Raw genomic sequence first — 19011 nt, forward strand, 5'->3', positions numbered from 1 at the left:
CGATGAATAGTTACGCAAAAAGTGAGTCAGCATTTAAGGAAGCACAAACGTTAATGCCAGGAGGAGTAAATAGTCCTGTTAGAGCTTTCAAATCAGTTGGTATGAACCCAATTTTTATGGAACGGGGAAAAGGTTCAAAAATTTATGACATTGATGGAAACGAGTATATAGATTATGTATTATCATGGGGACCACTTATCCACGGTCACTCCAATGATACGGTGGTTGAAGCGATCAAAAAGGTTGTTGAATCAGGAACAAGCTTTGGTGCGCCTACATTAATAGAAAATGAGCTTGCAAAGCTTGTCATTGATCGCGTGCCTTCAATTGAAGTTGTACGAATGGTCAGCTCAGGCACTGAGGCTACTATGAGTGCTTTGCGATTAGCAAGAGGCTTTACTGGCCGCAATAAGATTGTGAAATTTGAAGGGTGCTATCACGGACATGGTGATTCTTTATTAATTAAAGCAGGCTCTGGTGTTGCGACGCTAGGATTGCCTGATAGCCCGGGTGTACCGGAGGGAATTGCTAAGAATACAATTACAGTTCCTTATAATGATTTAGAAAGCATTCGATACGCTTTTGAGCAATTTGGAGAAGATATTGCAGGCGTTATAGTAGAACCGGTAGCAGGTAACATGGGAGTTGTACCTCCTCAACCAGGCTTTCTAGAGGGCTTGCGTTCAATAACAGATCAATATGGTTCTATATTGATATTTGACGAGGTCATGACAGGCTTCCGTGTTGACTATGGATGTGCACAAGATTTTTATGGAGTGACTCCAGATTTAACTTGTCTTGGTAAAGTCATAGGTGGAGGTCTACCTGTTGGAGCATATGGCGGGAAAGCGGAAATTATGCAGCAAATCGCTCCAAGTGGTCCAATTTATCAAGCTGGAACATTATCAGGAAATCCATTAGCTATGACAGCAGGATATGAAACATTAAAGCAGCTAACAAGAGAAACTTATCAGGAATTTCAACGTAAAGCAGACCGACTTGAAGAAGGTTTATCCAAGGCTGCGAAAGAATATGAGATTCCTCATACAATCAATCGTGCAGGATCTATGATTGGCTTCTTCTTTACAAACGAAGATGTAACAAATTATGAAAAAGCTAAAACATCAAATTTGGAGTATTTTGCCAAGTATTATCAAACAATGGCAAATGAAGGAATATTCCTTCCTCCTTCACAATTTGAAGGCTTATTTTTGTCTACAGCTCACACAGAAGAAGATTTGGATCGTACTATTGAAGCTGCTAAAAAAGCATTTTCTTTATTAAAATAAAAAAAGATTCATCACAAAATGTGGTGAATCTTTTTTGTACTTTAAGAAAAGTTAAATATATTAAGAATTAAAGTATAAGAAGAGATATCGACTTCCGCCATTCTTGGCTTTTCTATACAAGGAAAAAGATAAAATTAATTCATATTTTCCTCCTTCCAGACATACATCTGTAATGTCATAGTTATTTTACTAGGCTATTTGAAAGGAGGAATTATTTTGTCACAGGAACAGCAACTGCGTTTTTCTGTTGAAGAATCTGTATGGTTTCAAAAAGGACAGGAAGTATCTGAACTTTTATCTATTTCTTTAGATCCTGATATTTCAATTCATGAACACGATCAGTACATCTCAATTCGTGGAGCACTACTGCTGACAGGTGAATACAAAATAGATCAAGATGGTAGTGAAGGGGATTCCTTTGAATATGCAAACGTAAGATATGTAAATGAGGTTGAAACAAGGGAAGATGGGATTAGTGAATTAAGTCATCGCTTTCCAGTAGATATTACCATTCCAAGGAATCGCATTTCACAATTAGATGATGTTTATGTTTCGATTGAGTCCTTTGATTATGATCTCCCTGAACTAAAATGTTTGAAATTAATAGCAGATTTGTCGATAAGCGGGATTTCAGATAGTGAAGCTGTGCAAAATGAAGAGGTTGAAACAACTAGAGAAGAAGAGCTTGAACCATTATACAGGGAAAGCCAAGATGAAACAGAAGCAAATGATGAGGAATCATTTGCTCAAGCTGAAAGGACAGCAGTATCTCCTTTTTCATCATTTTATGATGTAAATGAATCGGATGATTCGGACATGGACAAATTGTCACCACCATCGATTTCCATTCAAAAAGAGGTTACGGAAAGTCGTGAAGAAAATGAAGAAGAGACCTTTACTGAAATCTCTTCACAGGATCTTTCAGCACAAGTAGAAGAACCGGAAGAGATTGAACAGCAAGAGGTACTTAATAGTGAGCCAATTCAAGACGAAGAGAAAGAGCAGGAAGATCTTTATGATCCGTTCTCTGTAGAAGTAAGAAAAGAAGAACAAAATGAAGAACCACAAGAAGTCCAATATTCCTTCTTTTCAAAATCTGAAGCTGAGGTTAAGGAAGTGGAAGAGCTTGAAGATCAGGATGAGAGAGATCAGAAAGATCAGAAGGATGCACATTATTTAACCAGTTTATTTGCTAGAGATGACGAAGAAGACTTTTCTCGTCTAAAAATGTGCATTGTTCAACAGGGTGATACACTCAATTCAATTTGTGATAGATACGAAATATCAATACAGCAAATTGTACGTGTTAATGATTTTCAAGCTGATCAAGATGTATATGAAGGACAAATTCTCTATATTCCAGCCTACTCAACTAGCAAATAAAACGAACTGATTTGAGTATGAAGTAACTAAAACAGCATGGGGGCTACCTGATCCTCAGCTGTTTTTTTCAGTTCAAGCCGATGATTTGAGGTGAACAAAACTGTGCAATTGTCATTAAGTGAAATTCGGCCGCTGTTACATGATTATAACCTATCCCCTGAATACACTGAGGAATTAAGTAAAAAAGCAATAAAGATATATACAGATACAGGTCCATTTGTATTAAAAAAGCTCTCGAAAGGGTTTAATCCTTACTTTGTAGATTCCTTAAGAATTCTAAAAGATAATAAATATTCTCATCATGTACCACTAGTCAGCAATAACCAACAGCAACTATTATCGTACTATAATGGTGAATACTATTATCTAATGCCATGGTTATCAAATGAACAAGAAGAGGAACGGGACGCCAGACATCAATATTTATTTAAAGAGGTAGCCACTCTTCATAAAAAAACAGAAAAGAAACACGACATCAGTACCAAGGATGTATTAAATCATTATGAAGAAACAGTAAAACGGTGGGATGAGGCAAAAGAAATGTACGAAACATTCGTCGAGCAATGTGAACAAAAAATCTATCTTTCACCTTTTGAATTACAAGCAGTCACCTACTATACAGAAGTATCCCGTGCGATAGATTTTTCTAAGAAAAAACTTGAAGAATGGTCCAATCTGATGGAAGAAGAAAAGTCAACTAGAGTTGTCTTAATTCATGGAAAAATATCGGCACGCCATTTTTTATATGATGATGATGGAAACGGGTATTTAACGAATTTTGAGCGCTCAAAATATGCCTCCCCGATTGATGATTTTTTGCTGTTTATGAATCGAACGGCAACCACCTATCCGATTCAAAGTGACGATTGTGTTAACTGGTTTTATACGTATCAAAAGGGATACTCTTATACTGCTGAGGAAATGAGCCTGTTTTTAAGCTATTTGGCATATCCCGATCGTATATGTCATTTAATCAAAACTTATAGGAAGGAGAAGAAAAAGCGCTCAGAGTTGGACAGAAACAAACATTTAGTAAAGGCATATTGGCAGTTTAAAAATGTAGAATATTTTGTGATGAAAGTATCTGAGATTGAAGAGAAAAAGAAAATGGAAGCAGAGGAACAATCATAAACGTTTTAAAGAGGGAGAGAAAAGCCTTCCCTCTTTTTGTTTTAAATCCAATCATAACGTAAAGCAATAGCTAAACCGATTAAGATCCCTAATAGAAGAACATCAAATGTTGTAGGAAAAAATACAGTACGTATTCCTTGAAAAATGGTTAACGGAATAATGATTTGAATACCAACCTCACGGATTTGTCTAACCCAGGGTGGTAAAGAATATGGATTATAACGCTTCTTCATATCATAACTCCTCCTTACACTCATTTTCGAAAAAATTCTCACCTTTTTTTACACATGTTCATAAAATACGTTCAACATCGAATTTTCGTACAAATCGCCACTAATGTAAGGTATTCCAAAAAATGTGATAAGTGCCTGTATGAATGGAAGGAAAAATGGAGAAAATATTGACGGTAAAATGTATTATTTAGTAATATAAGATAGATGAAAAGAAACAACTACATATTTAGTAAACGTTGATTGGGAAGAGTACATTGTCTTCACTTTACAGAGAGAGAAATCATTTGCTGGAAGATTTCTTATGTTGAGGCTTTGGAAGGTCGCCCAGGAGTTACTTCCTTGAAAGAATAGTAGAAGAGGTCGGTGAAAACCGTTATCATATTGAGTGTATAGGCTTGATGCATCTTTTAATGATGATTAGTCTATGAAAAAAGGTGGTACCGCGAAATTTTCTCCTTTCGTCCTTTTAGGGATGAAGGGAGTTTTTTATTTTTACTATCGAAGAATCCAGGGAGATAGATGTATGAAGGAGGAAACAAAATGGAAAATCATGAACAACAGCTTTCATTACCAACAAAATATGATCCAAATGCAATTGAGAAAAATCGTTATTCCTTTTGGTTGGAAGGAAAATACTTTGAGGCAACAGGGGATGAGAAAAAACAGCCATACACAATTGTCATTCCCCCGCCAAATGTTACAGGTAAACTTCACTTAGGTCATGCGTGGGATACAACATTACAAGATATTTTGACTCGTATGAAAAGAATGCAAGGCTATGATGTATTATGGCTGCCGGGAATGGACCATGCCGGTATCGCTACACAAGCAAAGGTAGAGGCAAAGCTACGTGAAGAAGGTAAATCACGCTATGATTTAGGTCGTGAAAAATTCGTTGAAGAAACATGGAAGTGGAAGGAAGAATACGCTGGCCATATTCGTGAGCAATGGGCGAAAATTGGTTTAGGTTTAGATTATTCACGCGAACGTTTTACCCTTGATGAAGGCTTATCAAAAGCCGTTCGTGAAGTGTTCGTTACACTTTACAAAAAAGGACTTATTTATCGCGGAGAGTACATCATTAACTGGGATCCGCAAACAAAAACAGCTCTCTCCGATATTGAAGTTATTTATAAAGATGTTCAAGGTGCTTTTTATCATATGAGCTATCCACTTGCTGATGGTTCCGGTTCAATCGAAGTAGCAACGACTCGTCCAGAAACAATGCTTGGAGATACGGCTGTCGCTGTTCACCCTGAAGATGAACGTTATAAACACCTAATCGGCAAAAAAGTTATCTTACCAATTGTTGGACGTGAGATTCCAATTGTTGGCGATGATTATGTAGATATGGAGTTTGGTTCAGGTGCTGTTAAAATAACGCCTGCACATGACCCGAATGACTTCGAACTTGGAAACCGTCATAATCTTGAACGAATTCTAGTCATGAACGAAGATGGAACAATGAATTCAAATGCTGGAACTTATAATGGCTTAGATCGCTTTGAATGTAGAAAGAAAATTGTAAAAGACCTACAAGAACAAGGTGTATTATTCAAAATTGAAGAACATATGCATTCTGTTGGTCATAGTGAAAGAAGCGGCGCGGTTGTAGAACCATATCTTTCCACACAATGGTTTGTCAAAATGCAACCACTGGCAGATGAAGCAATTAAACTTCAGGAAGAAGATGAAAAAGTAAATTTTGTTCCTGATCGATTTGAGAAAACGTATTTACGTTGGATGGAAAACATTCGTGACTGGTGTATTTCCCGTCAGCTCTGGTGGGGACATCGAATTCCTGCCTGGTACCATAAAGAAACAGGGGAAGTATATGTAAACCAGGAGCCGCCGGCAGATATTGAAAATTGGACACAAGATAATGATGTTCTAGATACTTGGTTCAGTTCTGCATTATGGCCATTTTCAACAATGGGCTGGCCTGATACAGAATCAGTTGACTTTAAACGTTATTATCCAACAGATGCTCTTGTAACAGGCTATGATATTATCTTTTTCTGGGTATCTCGCATGATCTTCCAAGGACTTGAATTCACAGGTAAACGTCCATTCAAGGATGTATTAATACATGGACTTGTACGGGATGAGCAAGGTCGTAAAATGAGTAAATCTTTAGGAAATGGTGTAGATCCGATGGAAGTCATTGATCAATATGGGGCAGATTCACTACGCTACTTCCTATCAACAGGAAGCTCGCCTGGTCAAGATTTACGATTCAGCTATGAAAAAGTGGAATCAACATGGAACTTTGCGAACAAAATCTGGAATGCATCCCGATTTGCTCTCATGAATATGGATGGTTTAACATTTGAAGAAATTGACTTATCAGGTGAAAAGTCAGTTGCTGATAAATGGATTTTAACCCGCTTAAATGAAACGATTGAAAATGTGACAAAACTGGCTGATAAGTATGAGTTTGGTGAAGTAGGACGATTACTATACAACTTCATTTGGGATGATTTCTGTGATTGGTACATTGAAATGGCGAAGCTGCCATTATATGGTGAGGACGAAGCAGCGAAGAAAACAACGCGTTCAATCCTTGCTTATGTACTAGATAACACAATGAGGTTATTGCATCCATTCATGCCATTTATTACAGAAGAAATCTGGCAGTCTCTTCCACATCAAGGCGAGTCGATTACAATCGCAGCATGGCCAACTGTTAATGAAGATTTAACAGATCATAAAGCGGCAACAGAAATGAAACTTCTAGTAGAAGTCATTCGTGCTGTCCGTAATATTCGTTCTGAAGTAAATACGCCAATGAGCAAGCAAATTCCAATGACAATCAAGGCGAAAGATCAAGGTGTGTTAGCACAACTGGAAAATAACCTTGCGTATATTGAGAAATTCTGTAACACAAGTTCTTTAAATATCGTGACAGAAGTTACAGCGAACGAAAAATCCATGACAGCTGTTGTGACGGGTGCTGAAATCATCCTGCCAATTGAAGGATTAATCAACATTGAAGAAGAAATTAAACGTCTTGAAAAAGAACGTGAAAAACTCGATAAAGAAGTGGAACGCGTTCAGAAGAAATTGGGTAATGAAGGTTTTCTTAAGAAGGCACCTGAAAAGGTTATTGAGGAAGAGAAAGCAAAAGAAAAAGATTATCTGGAAAAACGTGACATCGTTTTAGCTAGAATTCAAGAGCTAAGAGGATAATTGATACCTTAATAACAAGCTAATTGATAAAATATTACTGTCAGTTAAGATTTAAATAGAAGTGTGACTCGGGTGGTACTAACTATTAGTTCCCCCGAGTTTTTACATGGACAAAGGAGGCTATGTGTGTGTTTTCACAGTATGATGATGCAATAAACTGGATTCATGACCGTTTAAAATTTGGTGTGAAACCAGGCCTCAAAAGAATGGAATGGCTGTTAAATAAGCTAGACCATCCAGAAAAAAAAATCCCGACCATTCATGTAGCAGGAACGAACGGTAAAGGGTCCACAATTTCTTATATGCTGCATATGCTTATGGAAGCAGGTTACAAGGTAGGAACCTTTACTTCACCTTATATCGAAACATTTAATGAGCGAATAAGTGTAAATGGTCAGCCTATAACAGATGATGAGATGTTATCTTTAGTAAATGAAGTAAAGCCATATGCAGAGAAAATAGAAAATACTGACCTAGGTTCACCAACCGAATTTGAAATCATTACAACGATGATGTTTTTATATTTTGGAAAAGTTAATAAACCTGACTTTCTATTACTAGAAACAGGACTTGGTGGCAGGTTGGATTCTACTAACGTCATAGATCCTATTTTATCTGTTATTACAAACATAGGGTATGACCACATGACTATACTCGGTGACACGATAACTGATATTGCTCGTGAGAAAGCAGGTATCATTAAAAAGGGAAGACCAATTTTCACAGCAGCAGAAAAAGAAGATGCACTTGAGGTGCTTTCGCAATCAGCAAAAGATAAAAATGCTCCTTATTACTCACTTGGTAAAGATATAAGTGTAAAGAACCTTTCTCCTTGGGAACATGGTGAAAAGTTCTCAGTAAAAACAGAAACCAACACATATGAAGATGTCAAAATTAAGATGAGAGGAAATCATCAAATTAAAAATGCAGCGCTTGCTATTTCTGTTATTGATTATTTAAAAGAGCAAGGGGCCGTAAAAATGACCTATGATGAAGTTGTGAAAGGAATAAAGAAATCAATGTGGAAAGGCCGCTTTGAGCTTATTCATCAAAATCCGGTCGTGATCGTTGACGGTGCACACAATGATGAAGGAATTGAAAGTTTAATTGATACGATTAAAAGGCATTATTCCCATAATCGAATTCATTTTTTATTCAGTGCACTGAGTGATAAAAATTATAAGAAAATGATTGATCGATTGAGTACTGTTGCGACCACCATGCATTTTACGACGTTTGATTTTCCGAGAGCAGCAAGGGCTGAAGACTTATATTCTGCATGTGAGTTTGATAAAAAGTCTTTTTCTAAGTCTTGGCAGGGACTATTGAATGAGTTGCTAGTGTCAAATGAAAATAAAAAAAATGATCTAATAATTGTTACCGGATCACTTTATTTTATTTCCGCTATTCGAAATTACCTGCTTAAAAAAGATTCTAATAATAAAAGTACTTAATAAATTAAGTATTAAAATAGGTGGATATTTAAGTAATTCGAATATACGGAAGGTGATTAATAGGAAGGTTAAAGAATTCTTGTCATTTTTTCACTTGCTCTTTACATTTCATATTATAAGAAATATTCCCTACACAATTATCGACTAATTTGTTATCTTTTTGTAAAGATTAAACAAATTCATTATATTAAGTTTATTGAATTGGTATAATTGACCTAGGTTTCATATTCTGAAAAAAAACGGCGATTTGATAGACTGGGAGGATGCTAAGGTTGAAAAGTAAACCAACTTGAGCTGTGAGGTTATTCAAGAAGTGGTGGTTACTGTAAGAAATTTAATTTATTATTGAAATAATTTCTATAAAAATAAGTATAGTTATTGTGTATTTTTCTATTGAAAAGGAGCCCTTGAAATGCTAACACCCTTCATTCTACACACCTACATCTTCATCATAGGTGCAGTCCTTGGCTCCTTTTATAATGTTGTAGGACTACGCGTCCCATTAAAAAAATCGATCACATACCCTGGCTCATCCTGCTCAGTATGCAACAAAAAACTATCAGTACTTGAATTAATCCCAATACTATCTTACCTATTTCAAAACGGTAAATGTCGAAACTGCAAAACATCTATTTCACCTTTATATCCTACAATGGAGTTTCTCACTGCAATTCTTTTTACAATTTCACCGATACTGGTGGGATGGTCAAAAGAATTGGTTATCTCCTGGACACTTATCTCGTTATGTATGATTGTAATTGTTTCTGATATAAAATATATGATTATTCCTGATAAAGTAAATGTATTTTTTCTATTTTTATTTTTAGGAGAACGCCTTATTATTCCAACAGATCCTTGGTGGGATCCTTTTGCAGGCTTAGTAATTGGAACCTTTGCGCCGCTTGTCGTTATTTTGGTTAGTCGTGGGGGCATGGGTGGGGGCGATATGAAGCTATTGGCTGTATTTGGTCTTGCTTTAGGGTGGAAACCTGTTTTATTAAGTTTTTTTCTAGCTACATTAATCGGCACAGTTATTGGGATTATCGGAATGATGATGGGTTTTATTAAAACGGGAAAACCTTTTCCTTTTGGTCCATTCCTCGTGCTAGGTGCTTTAATATCTTATTTCTTTGGTCAATATCTAATCCAGTTGTATGTAACAAATTTCTTTCCTTACTTCTTTTAAACGTGTGTAATGGTTCTGAGCCATTATTCCTTTACTCATTCTTTTAAAATTTTCTTTAAAAGGATTAGATAGATTGTCGAATAAAAAAACTTGATAAGTTCAAATAATATAGGTGGTTTACGAATTTAGTAGATGAAGATCAGTAGGAAACTGTCAGAAAATGGCGGAAAATATTATGGACAAGACGACAAATGTCTTGTTCTTTTTTTGTGTGCTTTTGTTAGCATAAGATCAATATGAATGCTCGTGCAATAAGAAGGGTGGTAGGCATATGGACAAGCAGACCTCAGATACTGTGAAAATTAAAATAAATGGAAAGGACCGTTCCTTATCAGAAAAAAAGGAAACGAATGATCAATACCAAATATCCTCATGGGAAGAAAAACGTAAAGCCGAAAAGGAAATGGCTTCAGCAAAAAAAGAAGAAGATGATTTTCCATGGCTTTTACCTGAGGATGATCCTGTTTTTGAAGAGGATCCAAAAGTGGTAATACCCTCTAAAAAGAAGAAATTACTTTCAAATCAAAATGTGACGCCATTTCAATATTCTCCTAAAAAGAAAACCAATCGTAATCTTGGTTTTCCAATGAAACAGATGACAACCATTGTATTGTTAGCTGTAGGACTTGGGGTCGGTTTTGGATATATTGCTTTAAATTTCTTGTCAAATGAAGATATGCCGGCTGCAACAACTCCAACAGACGTCATTGTGACAGACGATTCAAAGGCGGATAATCCTTCGGATCAAAAAGATGACAAACAATCGACAAGCACCGCCACCTCAACAGCATCATTACAGCTTTATGCGGTACAAGGTGGAATTTTCTCGTCAAAAGAAGGAGCGGAAACTGTAGCAGCGGAAATTAAAGAAAAGGGGCTGGCCTCAACCGTTATTGAAACAGATGGCTCCTTTACGGTGTTAGCAGGATTAGGGAAAGAAAAAACAGAAACTAGTGCCATGAATGAGCAATATAAACAACAGGAATTTCCGGATTTTTGGGGAGGAAAGCAGCTATCTCTATCTATTTCAACTACAAAAACACCTGAAGAGTGGGTAAGCACCATTACAACGTTAGCTGCATTCTCAGCATCTGTAACGAATAATCAGAGTATTAATGCTGATGAACTGGTAAAAATAGAAGAACAATTGAACGCAATTGAAACAGGAAATGAAAATGAAAAAGCTTTAATTGAAAAGTTATCTCAAGCTTCAGCGAATATTAAGGAAAATAAAGGTTGGAAAGCACAACAATCCATCCTTGACGTTGTTCAAACCTTACAGGGAAGTTAACACAACTCCAAAGCTCCTTTATCTACATATAGAGGGGATTTGGGGTTGTCTTTTTTATACACAAAATTAAAAAATGAAAAATTGTCCAAAAAAACCTCCTTTGGTAAGATATAGAAGTATCTTCTAATCTGAAACGAAGAAAGGATGTTTTTTACATGAATTCAAACCTCATTTTAGCTTCAGCTTCTCCCCGTAGAAAAGAACTTCTAGAGCTTCTGCAACTTCCTTTTGAAGTGATAAGTAGTGAGGTTGAGGAGGTTGTAGATGAGAATCTTCATCCGGCAGACATGGTTCAGTCATTGGCCCAACAAAAAGCAGAAAGTGTTGCAAAAACAAAATCGAATTTCTATGTTATAGGTTCTGATACCCTTGTTGTGTATCAAGGGAAAATGCTTGGAAAGCCAAAAAGTGAACAAGAAGCACGGGAAATGCTGACAATGCTTTCAGGACAAACACATGAGGTGTATACAGGTGTTTCAATTGTTCACAACGGAAATCACCATTCCTTTTGTGAACAAACAAGTGTCACATTTTATCCATTAACTCAAAGAGAAATTGAAGAATATGTTAATACAGGAGAACCGATGGATAAGGCAGGGGCCTATGGTATACAAGGATTTGGTGCTCTTTTAGTGAAAGAGATAAAAGGTGATTATTATGCTGTAATGGGTTTACCGATTGCTAGAACAAAAAGAGAACTTCTACGTTCAGGTTTTAAGTGGTAGCAGCAAATTTTTTTAAGTCAGCTATGGCATAAAACAATAGTGTAGGAACATGATAGTACACATAGAGAAAAGTTTATGAGCAGAAAGGGGAACGAAGGAGGATAAATGGAACCGTCAACCTTTAAAATCCAGGATTTCCCACAAGATGAACGACCAAGAGAGCGTCTTTTAAATGAAGGAGCTGATAAGCTGTCAAATCAGGAGTTATTAGCTATACTTCTCCGAACTGGTACGAAAAAGGAATCCGTCTTAGAATTGTCACAGAAATTGTTAAAGCATTTTGAAGGATTGAGAATGTTAAAGGATGCATCAGTTGAAGAAATTACAACGATCTCAGGCATCGGTACAGCAAAAGCTGTGCAAATCTTATCTGCTTTAGAGTTGGGCAGACGTATGAACCGATTAACATATGATGATCGGTTTGTCATTCGCTCTCCACAAGACGGAGCCAATTATGTCATGGAGGAGATGCGTTTTTTAAGTCAAGAACACTTTGTCTGCTTATACTTAAACACCAAAAACCAAGTTCTTCATAAACAAACAGTGTTCATCGGCAGTCTTAACGCATCGATTGTTCACCCACGGGAGGTATTCAAAGAAGCTTTAAAGAGGTCTGCTGCTTCTTTAATTTGTATACATAATCACCCTTCCGGAGATCCGTCACCAAGCCGGGAGGATATCGAAGTAACCAAGCGTCTAACTGAATGTGGAAAGATGTTAGGAATAGAACTTTTGGACCATCTTATCATTGGTGAACAAAAATATGTAAGTTTGAAAGAAAAAGGCTATATCTAATACTTTTTTTTTTGAGTAATTACGATATAATAAGATTTATGAGTTTTTTTAGGAAAGAACCAAAAGACTCTTTGTTTTGGGGAAGAGTGAGGAAACATGTCAAAACGTGAAATCGATATCGATTTGTTTTGACACGCACGTTAATCTAACAAAGAAGAAAGTTGTATTCTGTCAATTTTCCTGAAAATAATAAGTAAAAAAAGTACATTCGTTTCAGAAAGGAAGATACACCCTATGTTCGGAATTGGGACAAGAGACCTTGGGATAGATTTAGGGACTGCAAATACACTAGTATTTGTAAAAGGAAAAGGAATTGTTGTTCGTGAGCCATCAGTTGTGGCCTTGCAAACAGACACAAAACAAATTGTAGCCGTAGGTAATGATGCGAAAAATATGATCGGTCGTACACCTGGAAATGTTGTGGCCCTTCGACCTATGAAAGACGGAGTTATTGCAGATTATGAAACAACCGCTACGATGATGAAGTACTATATTAAGCAAGCAACGACAAAAGGTGTGTTCGCAAGAAAGCCTTATGTCATGGTATGTGTACCATCCGGAATTACCGCTGTTGAGGAAAGAGCAGTTATTGATGCAACAAGGCAAGCCGGAGCCAGAGATGCTTATACAATTGAGGAGCCGTTTGCTGCCGCTATTGGGGCTAATTTACCTGTTTGGGAGCCAACGGGAAGCATGGTTGTTGATATCGGTGGAGGTACAACAGAAGTAGCCATCATATCACTTGGCGGTATCGTAACAAGTCAATCTATTCGTGTCGCAGGAGATGAAATGGATGAGGCGATTACTACATACATTCGGAAAACATATAACTTAATGATTGGTGATCGTACATCTGAAGCTATTAAGGTTGAAATAGGATCTGCTGGTTCACCAGATGGTGTAGAAAACATGGACATCAGAGGACGCGATCTTTTAACCGGGTTACCTAAAACCATTGAAATTACAGCAGCAGAAATTGCGGAAGCACTAAAAGATACAGTATATACAATTGTAGACACTGTAAAAAATACATTAGAAAAAACTCCTCCTGAACTTGCTGCAGATATTATGGACAGAGGAATCGTGTTAACTGGTGGCGGAGCATTGCTTCGAAATCTTGACAAAGTTATCGGGGAAGAAACCAATATGCCGGTATTGATTGCTGAAGATCCGCTGGATTGTGTTGCAATTGGAACTGGTAAAGCGTTAGAACACATTCATCTATTTAAAAATAAAGCAAGAGACAGCCGTTAAGTAAACCACGAAATAAGTTTTGAAACACCGGTAATAGGATGTAAGGATATTCTGCTTACACGTACACGTACCGGTGTGTTTTTAAATTGTAAATAAGAAGGTGTTCATCATGCCGCAGTTTTTTCTAAACAAACGCCTAATCTTGTTACTCGTTAGTGTTATTGTGTTAGTGTCATTAATTGGTTTTTCGTTAAAGGACGACCGACAGCTGTCATGGCCAGAGCAATTCTTACAAGATACGGTAAGTGTTTTTCAGTCTATTTTTCATAAACCTGCTACTTATGTATCAAATGTTTTTGGTAACATAAAAGACCTTAAAAATACATACGAAGAAAATGAGCTGTTAAAAAGCAGGCTCGATGAGTATATGCAGCTCGAGGCAGATCTTCAAGATTATAAAGTTGAAAATGAAAAATTGAAAATTGAGCTGGGAGAAGTCTCAGATTTACGAAAATATAACCCTATTTATTCAGCTGTTATAGGGCGGAATCCTGATAAATGGTATGACTATATCTCAATTGATAAAGGTGAACAAGACGGCGTCGAGCCAAATATGGCTGTTGTAACAGCACAAGGTTTAATCGGGAAAGTGAAATCAACTTCCCAATTTTCTTCAACAGTCCAGTTATTAAGCGCAACAGATTTAAAAAATAGAATTTCAGCTGAAGTTCAGCCTGTAGAAGTCAAAGAGAATGAAGAAGAAGAAAACAATGAAGAAAACAAAGATGAAAACAAAGAGACAACCAAAAGCAATGAAACCGTAACAGGCTTAATAGAGGGGTATGACAAAGAAAAAGGCGCCCTTTTACTACGAAAAATAGAGTCTGACGTAAAGCTTGTTGAAGGTCAAAAAGTCATAACATCAGGTAAGGGTGGAGTTTTTCCACGAGGGATATTAATTGGGGAAATAATGGAAGTAGAGCCTGATTCATATGGATTAGAACAAATGGCTTATATTAAACCAACAGCAGATTTTTATGATGTTGATCGGGTATGGGTTGCAGATCGTGTTGCTTCATCTGAGGATCCTGTTGACGCGCTAGCCGAGGAAGAGGAGGAATAGTTTTGAGACGTTTTATTCTTCCTTTTCTAGTTCTTTTTGTTTTTATAAGTGAAAGTACCTTCGCTCAACTTGTGGATATTTCCTTTTTAGGTGAAGAGTATATTTATATACCTAGATTTTTGCTGGTCTTTGTTATCTTAATTACGGTGTATTTAAATCGAACCCAAGGTATGTTATTCGGGTTAATATTTGGCTTTTTACATGACGTAGTCTATATTGAAGTAATAGGGATCTATCTTTTTTCCTATGCTTTTCTTGCTTATCTAGTTTCAAAGGCGATGAAGGTGCTTCATAAACATGTTTTGATTGTCATCTTTTTGTCGACTCTTGCCATCGCTATACTGGAGTTTTACGTATTTGGCATTAATTACGCAATTGGTGCCACCGATATGTCGCTATACGATTTTACAACCAAAAGGTTACTTACAACCCTTGGGCTAAACTTCATTTTTGCGTTACTCTTTATTTTCCCGCTCAAGTCGTTTTTAACGAAATTAAAAAAAGCTGAATTAGAAGATTAATGATATGTATGGTTGACTGCACACAAAAAAGCTAAAAGAGCAACTATATGAAAAAATGATTACTTTATTATCTCGTAAAAAAAGGAATTCGGGCAGTTCTGTCGAATAGTAAAATCGTTGAGGTGAACGTCATGAAGGTCCAAAAACAACAATATGTTACGATTAAAGGCACGAAAGATGGCTTAACGTTGCATCTCGATGATTCATGTTCTTTTGACCAATTGCTCCAAGAATTAGAGGAAATGCTATCTTTAAAACAGTATGTTCAACAAACTGGCCCTGTTATTGGAGTGAATGTTAAGGTTGGAAACCGTTTAATTAATACGAATCAGCGAGAAAAACTAGAAACAGTTATAAAACAAAAGCGAAATCTTTTAGTTGAATCAATAGAAAGCAATGTCATTACAAAAGATGAGGCATTGAGATTAAAAAAAGAAACAGAAATTGTGCCGGTAACCAAAATTGTTCGTTCCGGGCAAATATTAAAAGTAAAGGGAGATTTACTGCTCATTGGGGATGTTAATCCTGGTGGAGAAGTAAATGCTTCCGGAAATATTTTTGTATTAGGTGCTTTAAAAGGGATTGCTCATGCTGGCAATGATGGAAATAACCAGGCAGTGATTGCTGCTTCTCTTATGAAACCGTCTCAACTGCGAATCGGTGAGATCATTAATCGGGCACCAGATCATACCCCTCATGAGGGTTCTGAGATGGAATGTGCTTATTTAAATGAAGATGAAGAAATGGTAATTGAGAGATTACAACAACTAACTCATCTACGACCAAATTTAACAAGGTTTGAAGGAGGAATCTAACAATGGGTGAAGCAATTGTCATAACCTCAGGTAAAGGTGGCGTTGGGAAAACAACGACATCGGCAAATATTGGGACAGCTTTAGCTATATTAGGCAAACGGGTTTGTCTAGTAGATACAGACATCGGTCTTCGAAACCTTGATGTCGTAATGGGACTTGAAAATCGGATTATCTATGATTTGGTTGATGTTGTGGAAGGGCGTTGTAAAATGCATCAAGCTCTCGTCAAAGATAAACGTTTTGAAGATCTGTTATATTTACTTCCAGCTGCACAAACAAGTGATAAAACAGCTGTTAAGCCAGAGCAAATGAAAAAACTGGTGAATGAATTAAAACAGGATTATGATTATATCGTGATCGATTGTCCTGCGGGTATTGAACAGGGGTACAAAAATGCAGTTGCCGGGGCAGATAAAGCAATTGTTGTAACAACACCTGAAATATCAGCTGTTCGTGATGCAGACCGCATTATCGGTTTATTAGAGCAGGAGGATATTGAACCGCCAAAGTTAGTGATCAATCGTATCCGAAATCATCTTGTGAAAAATGGGGACATGCTTGATGTTGACGAAATTGTTACTCATTTATCTATTGATCTTATTGGAATCGTAGCTGATGACGACGATGTCATTAAAGCGTCTAACAATGGTGAACCAATTGCTATGGACCCAAACAACCGTGCAGCGATTGCCTACAGAAATATTTCACGACGTATTTTAGGTGAATCTGTTCCATTACAATCATTAGATGAACCAAACAAAGGGATGCTTGTTAAGTTAAAAAGATTTTTTGGTGTTCGTGTTTAAAACATACATTCATAGATACATAGATTACGGACTAGATTCTTTCAAAATGAAGGATTCTAGTCTTTTTCTTTTGCTTCTTAATCTGTATCTATTTCCTATAAAAACATTCATATTCCATAAGGACAAGGCATACACTTGTACAAACTTGCTAAAAGGATGGATGGGGATGAGTCATCGAGCGGACGAAATAAGAAAAAGAATTGCAAAAAGAAAGAGGGATCGAGGAATAGCAGGTAGTCAAACCAACGAGACATCACAAAGAACATCACTTTTTATGAGTGAGGAAGAGCGATATGGCGGTGTATATTCACCCCCTACCTATGAAGGTGGCCCAGGAAATCAAAGAGGAGCCCACCCACTTTTCCGTACTGAAGTTTTTATCTTTAAAATTCTATTTTCAGCGGTATTGGTATTAGTAACAGCTATTGTCTTTAAAAATGGATCTCCGTTGTTTGATAAGGCGAAAGAGGTTGTACACTATTCTCTTGAAGAAGAATTTCAATTTGCGACTGTATCCAAATGGTATCGAGATCAGTTTGGCGAACCATTAGCATTGTTTAACAATGGCACGACTGACAGTGAAAAAGCTGAAAATGAAACAGAGGTGGCCCAGCTAGCTGTTCCTGCATCAGGGAAGGTGTTGGAATCGTTCAAAGATAATGGTCAAGGAATTATGGTGGAAACGAATCTGCCTTCTGTTGAAGCGATGAATGAAGGAATTATTATTGAGGCAGGTGAAAAAGAAGATACAGGCCTTACAATTGTTCTGCAGCATGCAGATGGTACCAAATCCTGGTATGGAAATTTAGACAAAATAGATGTACCACTCTATGATTTTGTGGAAAAAGGAAAAGAATTAGGCAAAATTAAGCTTTCAGAAAATCAAAAGGGAACGTATTACTTCGCGATCAAAAAGGGAGATTCATTTATTGACCCAATACAGGTGATACAATTTGAATAGATACTTATCACTTCTCCAAAAAATACATATACATCCTTTGTTATGGGTCATGATTGCAATTAGTGTCATTACAGCTAACTTTAAACCATTATTTCTATTAATGATCATTATTTTTGTACATGAAATGGGCCATGCAATCAGTGCTCATTTTTTTTCTTGGAGGATAAAGTCCATTATGCTTCTCCCCTTTGGAGGAGTTGCTGAGGTTGATGAGCATGGAAATCGTTCATTAAGGGAAGAATGCATGGTTGTGCTTGCAGGACCTATTCAGCATCTATGGCTTCAAGGAGCAGCTTTTCTCCTTTATATTTCTCATATAATTCATATAAGTGACTATCAATTATTCACATTTTATAACTTATCCGTTTTATTGTTTAATTTATTGCCTGTTTGGCCATTAGATGGTGGTAAGCTATTATTTATTGTATTTTCAAAACATTGGTCATATCAAAAAGCTCATTCCTATATGATGATCACATCTATTATCTTTTTAGTTTTTTACGTAACAGCTATTCTCTTATTTTCTCCTACCCACTTAAATATGTGGATTATCACAACGTTTCTCGTTTATAGTCTTTATCATGAACATAAAAATAAAATGTACAGCTGTTTACGTTTTTTAATGGAGAGATATTACGGAAAACAAACCCAAATAAACCGTATTAAACCGATTGTCGTGGATGAATCTGAATTAGTGTACCATGTCCTCCTGCAATTCCAACGCGGCTGCAAACACTTAATTATAGTTGAACGAAATGGAACAAAGGTGTCAGAAATGGATGAAAATGAACTATTACATGCATACTTTGCAAATAAACTAACAGACTCTAAAATAGGAGACCTTGTGTATGACTATTAAAATGGAAGTTCTTAAAAGTTCTATGAATAAACGTTTAGGTTGATCGAAGCGAGCAT

At 36.6% G+C, this 19011-nt stretch carries 17 protein-coding genes and 1 other annotated feature; of the genes, 16 read left to right on the forward strand and 1 reads right to left on the reverse strand.

Going from position 1 to position 19011, the window contains the following annotated elements:
- Positions 1-2 precede the first annotated feature (2 nt).
- The 3 genes from hemL (at position 3) to ysxE (ending at position 3803) form a co-directional block, all read left to right on the forward strand.
- Complete coding sequence (hemL, locus tag LC095_RS00345; protein ID WP_226526313.1) at positions 3-1289, forward strand: glutamate-1-semialdehyde 2,1-aminomutase; 1287 nt, start codon at positions 3-5, stop codon at positions 1287-1289.
- Between the two features lie 216 nt (positions 1290-1505).
- Complete coding sequence (gene spoVID / locus LC095_RS00350) at positions 1506-2672, forward strand: stage VI sporulation protein D (RefSeq protein WP_226526314.1); 1167 nt, start codon at positions 1506-1508, stop codon at positions 2670-2672.
- Between the two features lie 102 nt (positions 2673-2774).
- Positions 2775-3803: a spore coat protein YsxE gene (gene ysxE, locus LC095_RS00355; RefSeq protein WP_226526315.1), complete on the forward strand. Its 1029-nt coding sequence runs from the start codon at positions 2775-2777 to the stop codon at positions 3801-3803.
- 41 nt (positions 3804-3844) lie between these two features.
- Here the strand turns inward: ysxE and LC095_RS00360 are convergent, their stop codons facing one another.
- A complete protein-coding gene (locus LC095_RS00360; protein ID WP_026558584.1) occupies positions 3845-4036 on the reverse strand; it encodes a hypothetical protein in 192 nt (63 codons plus the stop codon).
- Positions 4037-4263: 227 nt separating this feature from the next.
- Positions 4264-4505, forward strand: a binding site (T-box leader).
- 71 nt (positions 4506-4576) lie between these two features.
- On the opposite strand from LC095_RS00360, the gene LC095_RS00365 reads away from it, so the two are divergent.
- The 13 genes from LC095_RS00365 (at position 4577) to LC095_RS00425 (ending at position 18955) form a co-directional block, all read left to right on the forward strand.
- Complete coding sequence (locus LC095_RS00365) at positions 4577-7225, forward strand: valine--tRNA ligase (protein ID WP_226526316.1); 2649 nt, start codon at positions 4577-4579, stop codon at positions 7223-7225.
- A 128-nt stretch (positions 7226-7353) separates the two neighbouring features.
- Entirely contained in the window at positions 7354-8679 is a 1326-nt protein-coding gene (locus tag LC095_RS00370; protein WP_226526317.1) for a bifunctional folylpolyglutamate synthase/dihydrofolate synthase, read from the forward strand.
- Between the two features lie 412 nt (positions 8680-9091).
- Entirely contained in the window at positions 9092-9865 is a 774-nt protein-coding gene (locus LC095_RS00375) for a prepilin peptidase (RefSeq protein ID WP_226526318.1), read from the forward strand.
- A 271-nt stretch (positions 9866-10136) separates the two neighbouring features.
- Positions 10137-11156 carry an SPOR domain-containing protein gene (locus tag LC095_RS00380; protein WP_226526319.1) on the forward strand — a complete coding sequence of 340 codons (1020 nt, stop codon included), beginning with the start codon at positions 10137-10139 and terminating at the stop codon, positions 11154-11156.
- Between the two features lie 155 nt (positions 11157-11311).
- Positions 11312-11881, forward strand: a complete 570-nt coding sequence (locus LC095_RS00385) for a Maf family protein (protein ID WP_226526320.1) — start codon at positions 11312-11314, stop codon at positions 11879-11881.
- Positions 11882-11986: 105 nt separating this feature from the next.
- A complete protein-coding gene (gene radC, locus LC095_RS00390; RefSeq protein ID WP_226526321.1) occupies positions 11987-12676 on the forward strand; it encodes a RadC family protein in 690 nt (229 codons plus the stop codon).
- Positions 12677-12910: 234 nt separating this feature from the next.
- The gene (locus tag LC095_RS00395; RefSeq protein WP_026558603.1) at positions 12911-13930 is read left to right on the forward strand and encodes a rod shape-determining protein; all 1020 of its coding nucleotides are present in this window, start codon (positions 12911-12913) and stop codon (positions 13928-13930) included.
- A gap of 109 nt (positions 13931-14039) precedes the next feature.
- Entirely contained in the window at positions 14040-14993 is a 954-nt protein-coding gene (gene mreC / locus LC095_RS00400) for a rod shape-determining protein MreC (RefSeq protein ID WP_226526322.1), read from the forward strand.
- Between the two features lie 2 nt (positions 14994-14995).
- Entirely contained in the window at positions 14996-15514 is a 519-nt protein-coding gene (gene mreD, locus LC095_RS00405; protein ID WP_226526323.1) for a rod shape-determining protein MreD, read from the forward strand.
- Positions 15515-15645: 131 nt separating this feature from the next.
- Complete coding sequence (gene minC, locus LC095_RS00410; protein ID WP_226526324.1) at positions 15646-16329, forward strand: septum site-determining protein MinC; 684 nt, start codon at positions 15646-15648, stop codon at positions 16327-16329.
- Between the two features lie 2 nt (positions 16330-16331).
- Positions 16332-17135 (forward strand): septum site-determining protein MinD, encoded by an 804-nt coding sequence (gene minD, locus LC095_RS00415; RefSeq protein ID WP_226526325.1) that lies wholly within the window; start codon positions 16332-16334, stop codon positions 17133-17135.
- A gap of 166 nt (positions 17136-17301) precedes the next feature.
- Entirely contained in the window at positions 17302-18096 is a 795-nt protein-coding gene (locus LC095_RS00420; protein ID WP_226526326.1) for a M23 family metallopeptidase, read from the forward strand.
- A complete protein-coding gene (locus tag LC095_RS00425; RefSeq protein ID WP_226526327.1) occupies positions 18089-18955 on the forward strand; it encodes a M50 family metallopeptidase in 867 nt (288 codons plus the stop codon). Before LC095_RS00420 ends, LC095_RS00425 begins: the two co-directional genes overlap by 8 nt.
- Positions 18956-19011 lie beyond the last annotated feature (56 nt).

Origin of the sequence: Metabacillus niabensis, assembly GCF_020524345.1 — a bacterium.
In the GTDB taxonomy this organism is placed as follows: Bacteria; Bacillota; Bacilli; order Bacillales; family Bacillaceae; genus Metabacillus; species Metabacillus niabensis_B.

Excerpts from the sequence above, each read along its gene's own strand:
- hemL (WP_226526313.1), top strand. The coding sequence starts at position 3 with ATGAATAGTTACGCAAAAAGTGAGTCAGCATTTAAGGAAGCACAAACG.
- LC095_RS00360 (WP_026558584.1), bottom strand. The coding sequence starts at position 4,036 with ATGAAGAAGCGTTATAATCCATATTCTTTACCACCCTGGGTTAGACAA.
- LC095_RS00365 (WP_226526316.1), top strand. The coding sequence starts at position 4,577 with ATGGAAAATCATGAACAACAGCTTTCATTACCAACAAAATATGATCCA.
- LC095_RS00375 (WP_226526318.1), top strand. The coding sequence starts at position 9,092 with ATGCTAACACCCTTCATTCTACACACCTACATCTTCATCATAGGTGCA.
- LC095_RS00380 (WP_226526319.1), top strand. The coding sequence starts at position 10,137 with ATGGACAAGCAGACCTCAGATACTGTGAAAATTAAAATAAATGGAAAG.
- LC095_RS00385 (WP_226526320.1), top strand. The coding sequence starts at position 11,312 with ATGAATTCAAACCTCATTTTAGCTTCAGCTTCTCCCCGTAGAAAAGAA.
- radC (WP_226526321.1), top strand. The coding sequence starts at position 11,987 with ATGGAACCGTCAACCTTTAAAATCCAGGATTTCCCACAAGATGAACGA.
- LC095_RS00395 (WP_026558603.1), top strand. The coding sequence starts at position 12,911 with ATGTTCGGAATTGGGACAAGAGACCTTGGGATAGATTTAGGGACTGCA.
- mreC (WP_226526322.1), top strand. The coding sequence starts at position 14,040 with ATGCCGCAGTTTTTTCTAAACAAACGCCTAATCTTGTTACTCGTTAGT.
- minC (WP_226526324.1), top strand. The coding sequence starts at position 15,646 with ATGAAGGTCCAAAAACAACAATATGTTACGATTAAAGGCACGAAAGAT.
- minD (WP_226526325.1), top strand. The coding sequence starts at position 16,332 with ATGGGTGAAGCAATTGTCATAACCTCAGGTAAAGGTGGCGTTGGGAAA.
- LC095_RS00420 (WP_226526326.1), top strand. The coding sequence starts at position 17,302 with ATGAGTCATCGAGCGGACGAAATAAGAAAAAGAATTGCAAAAAGAAAG.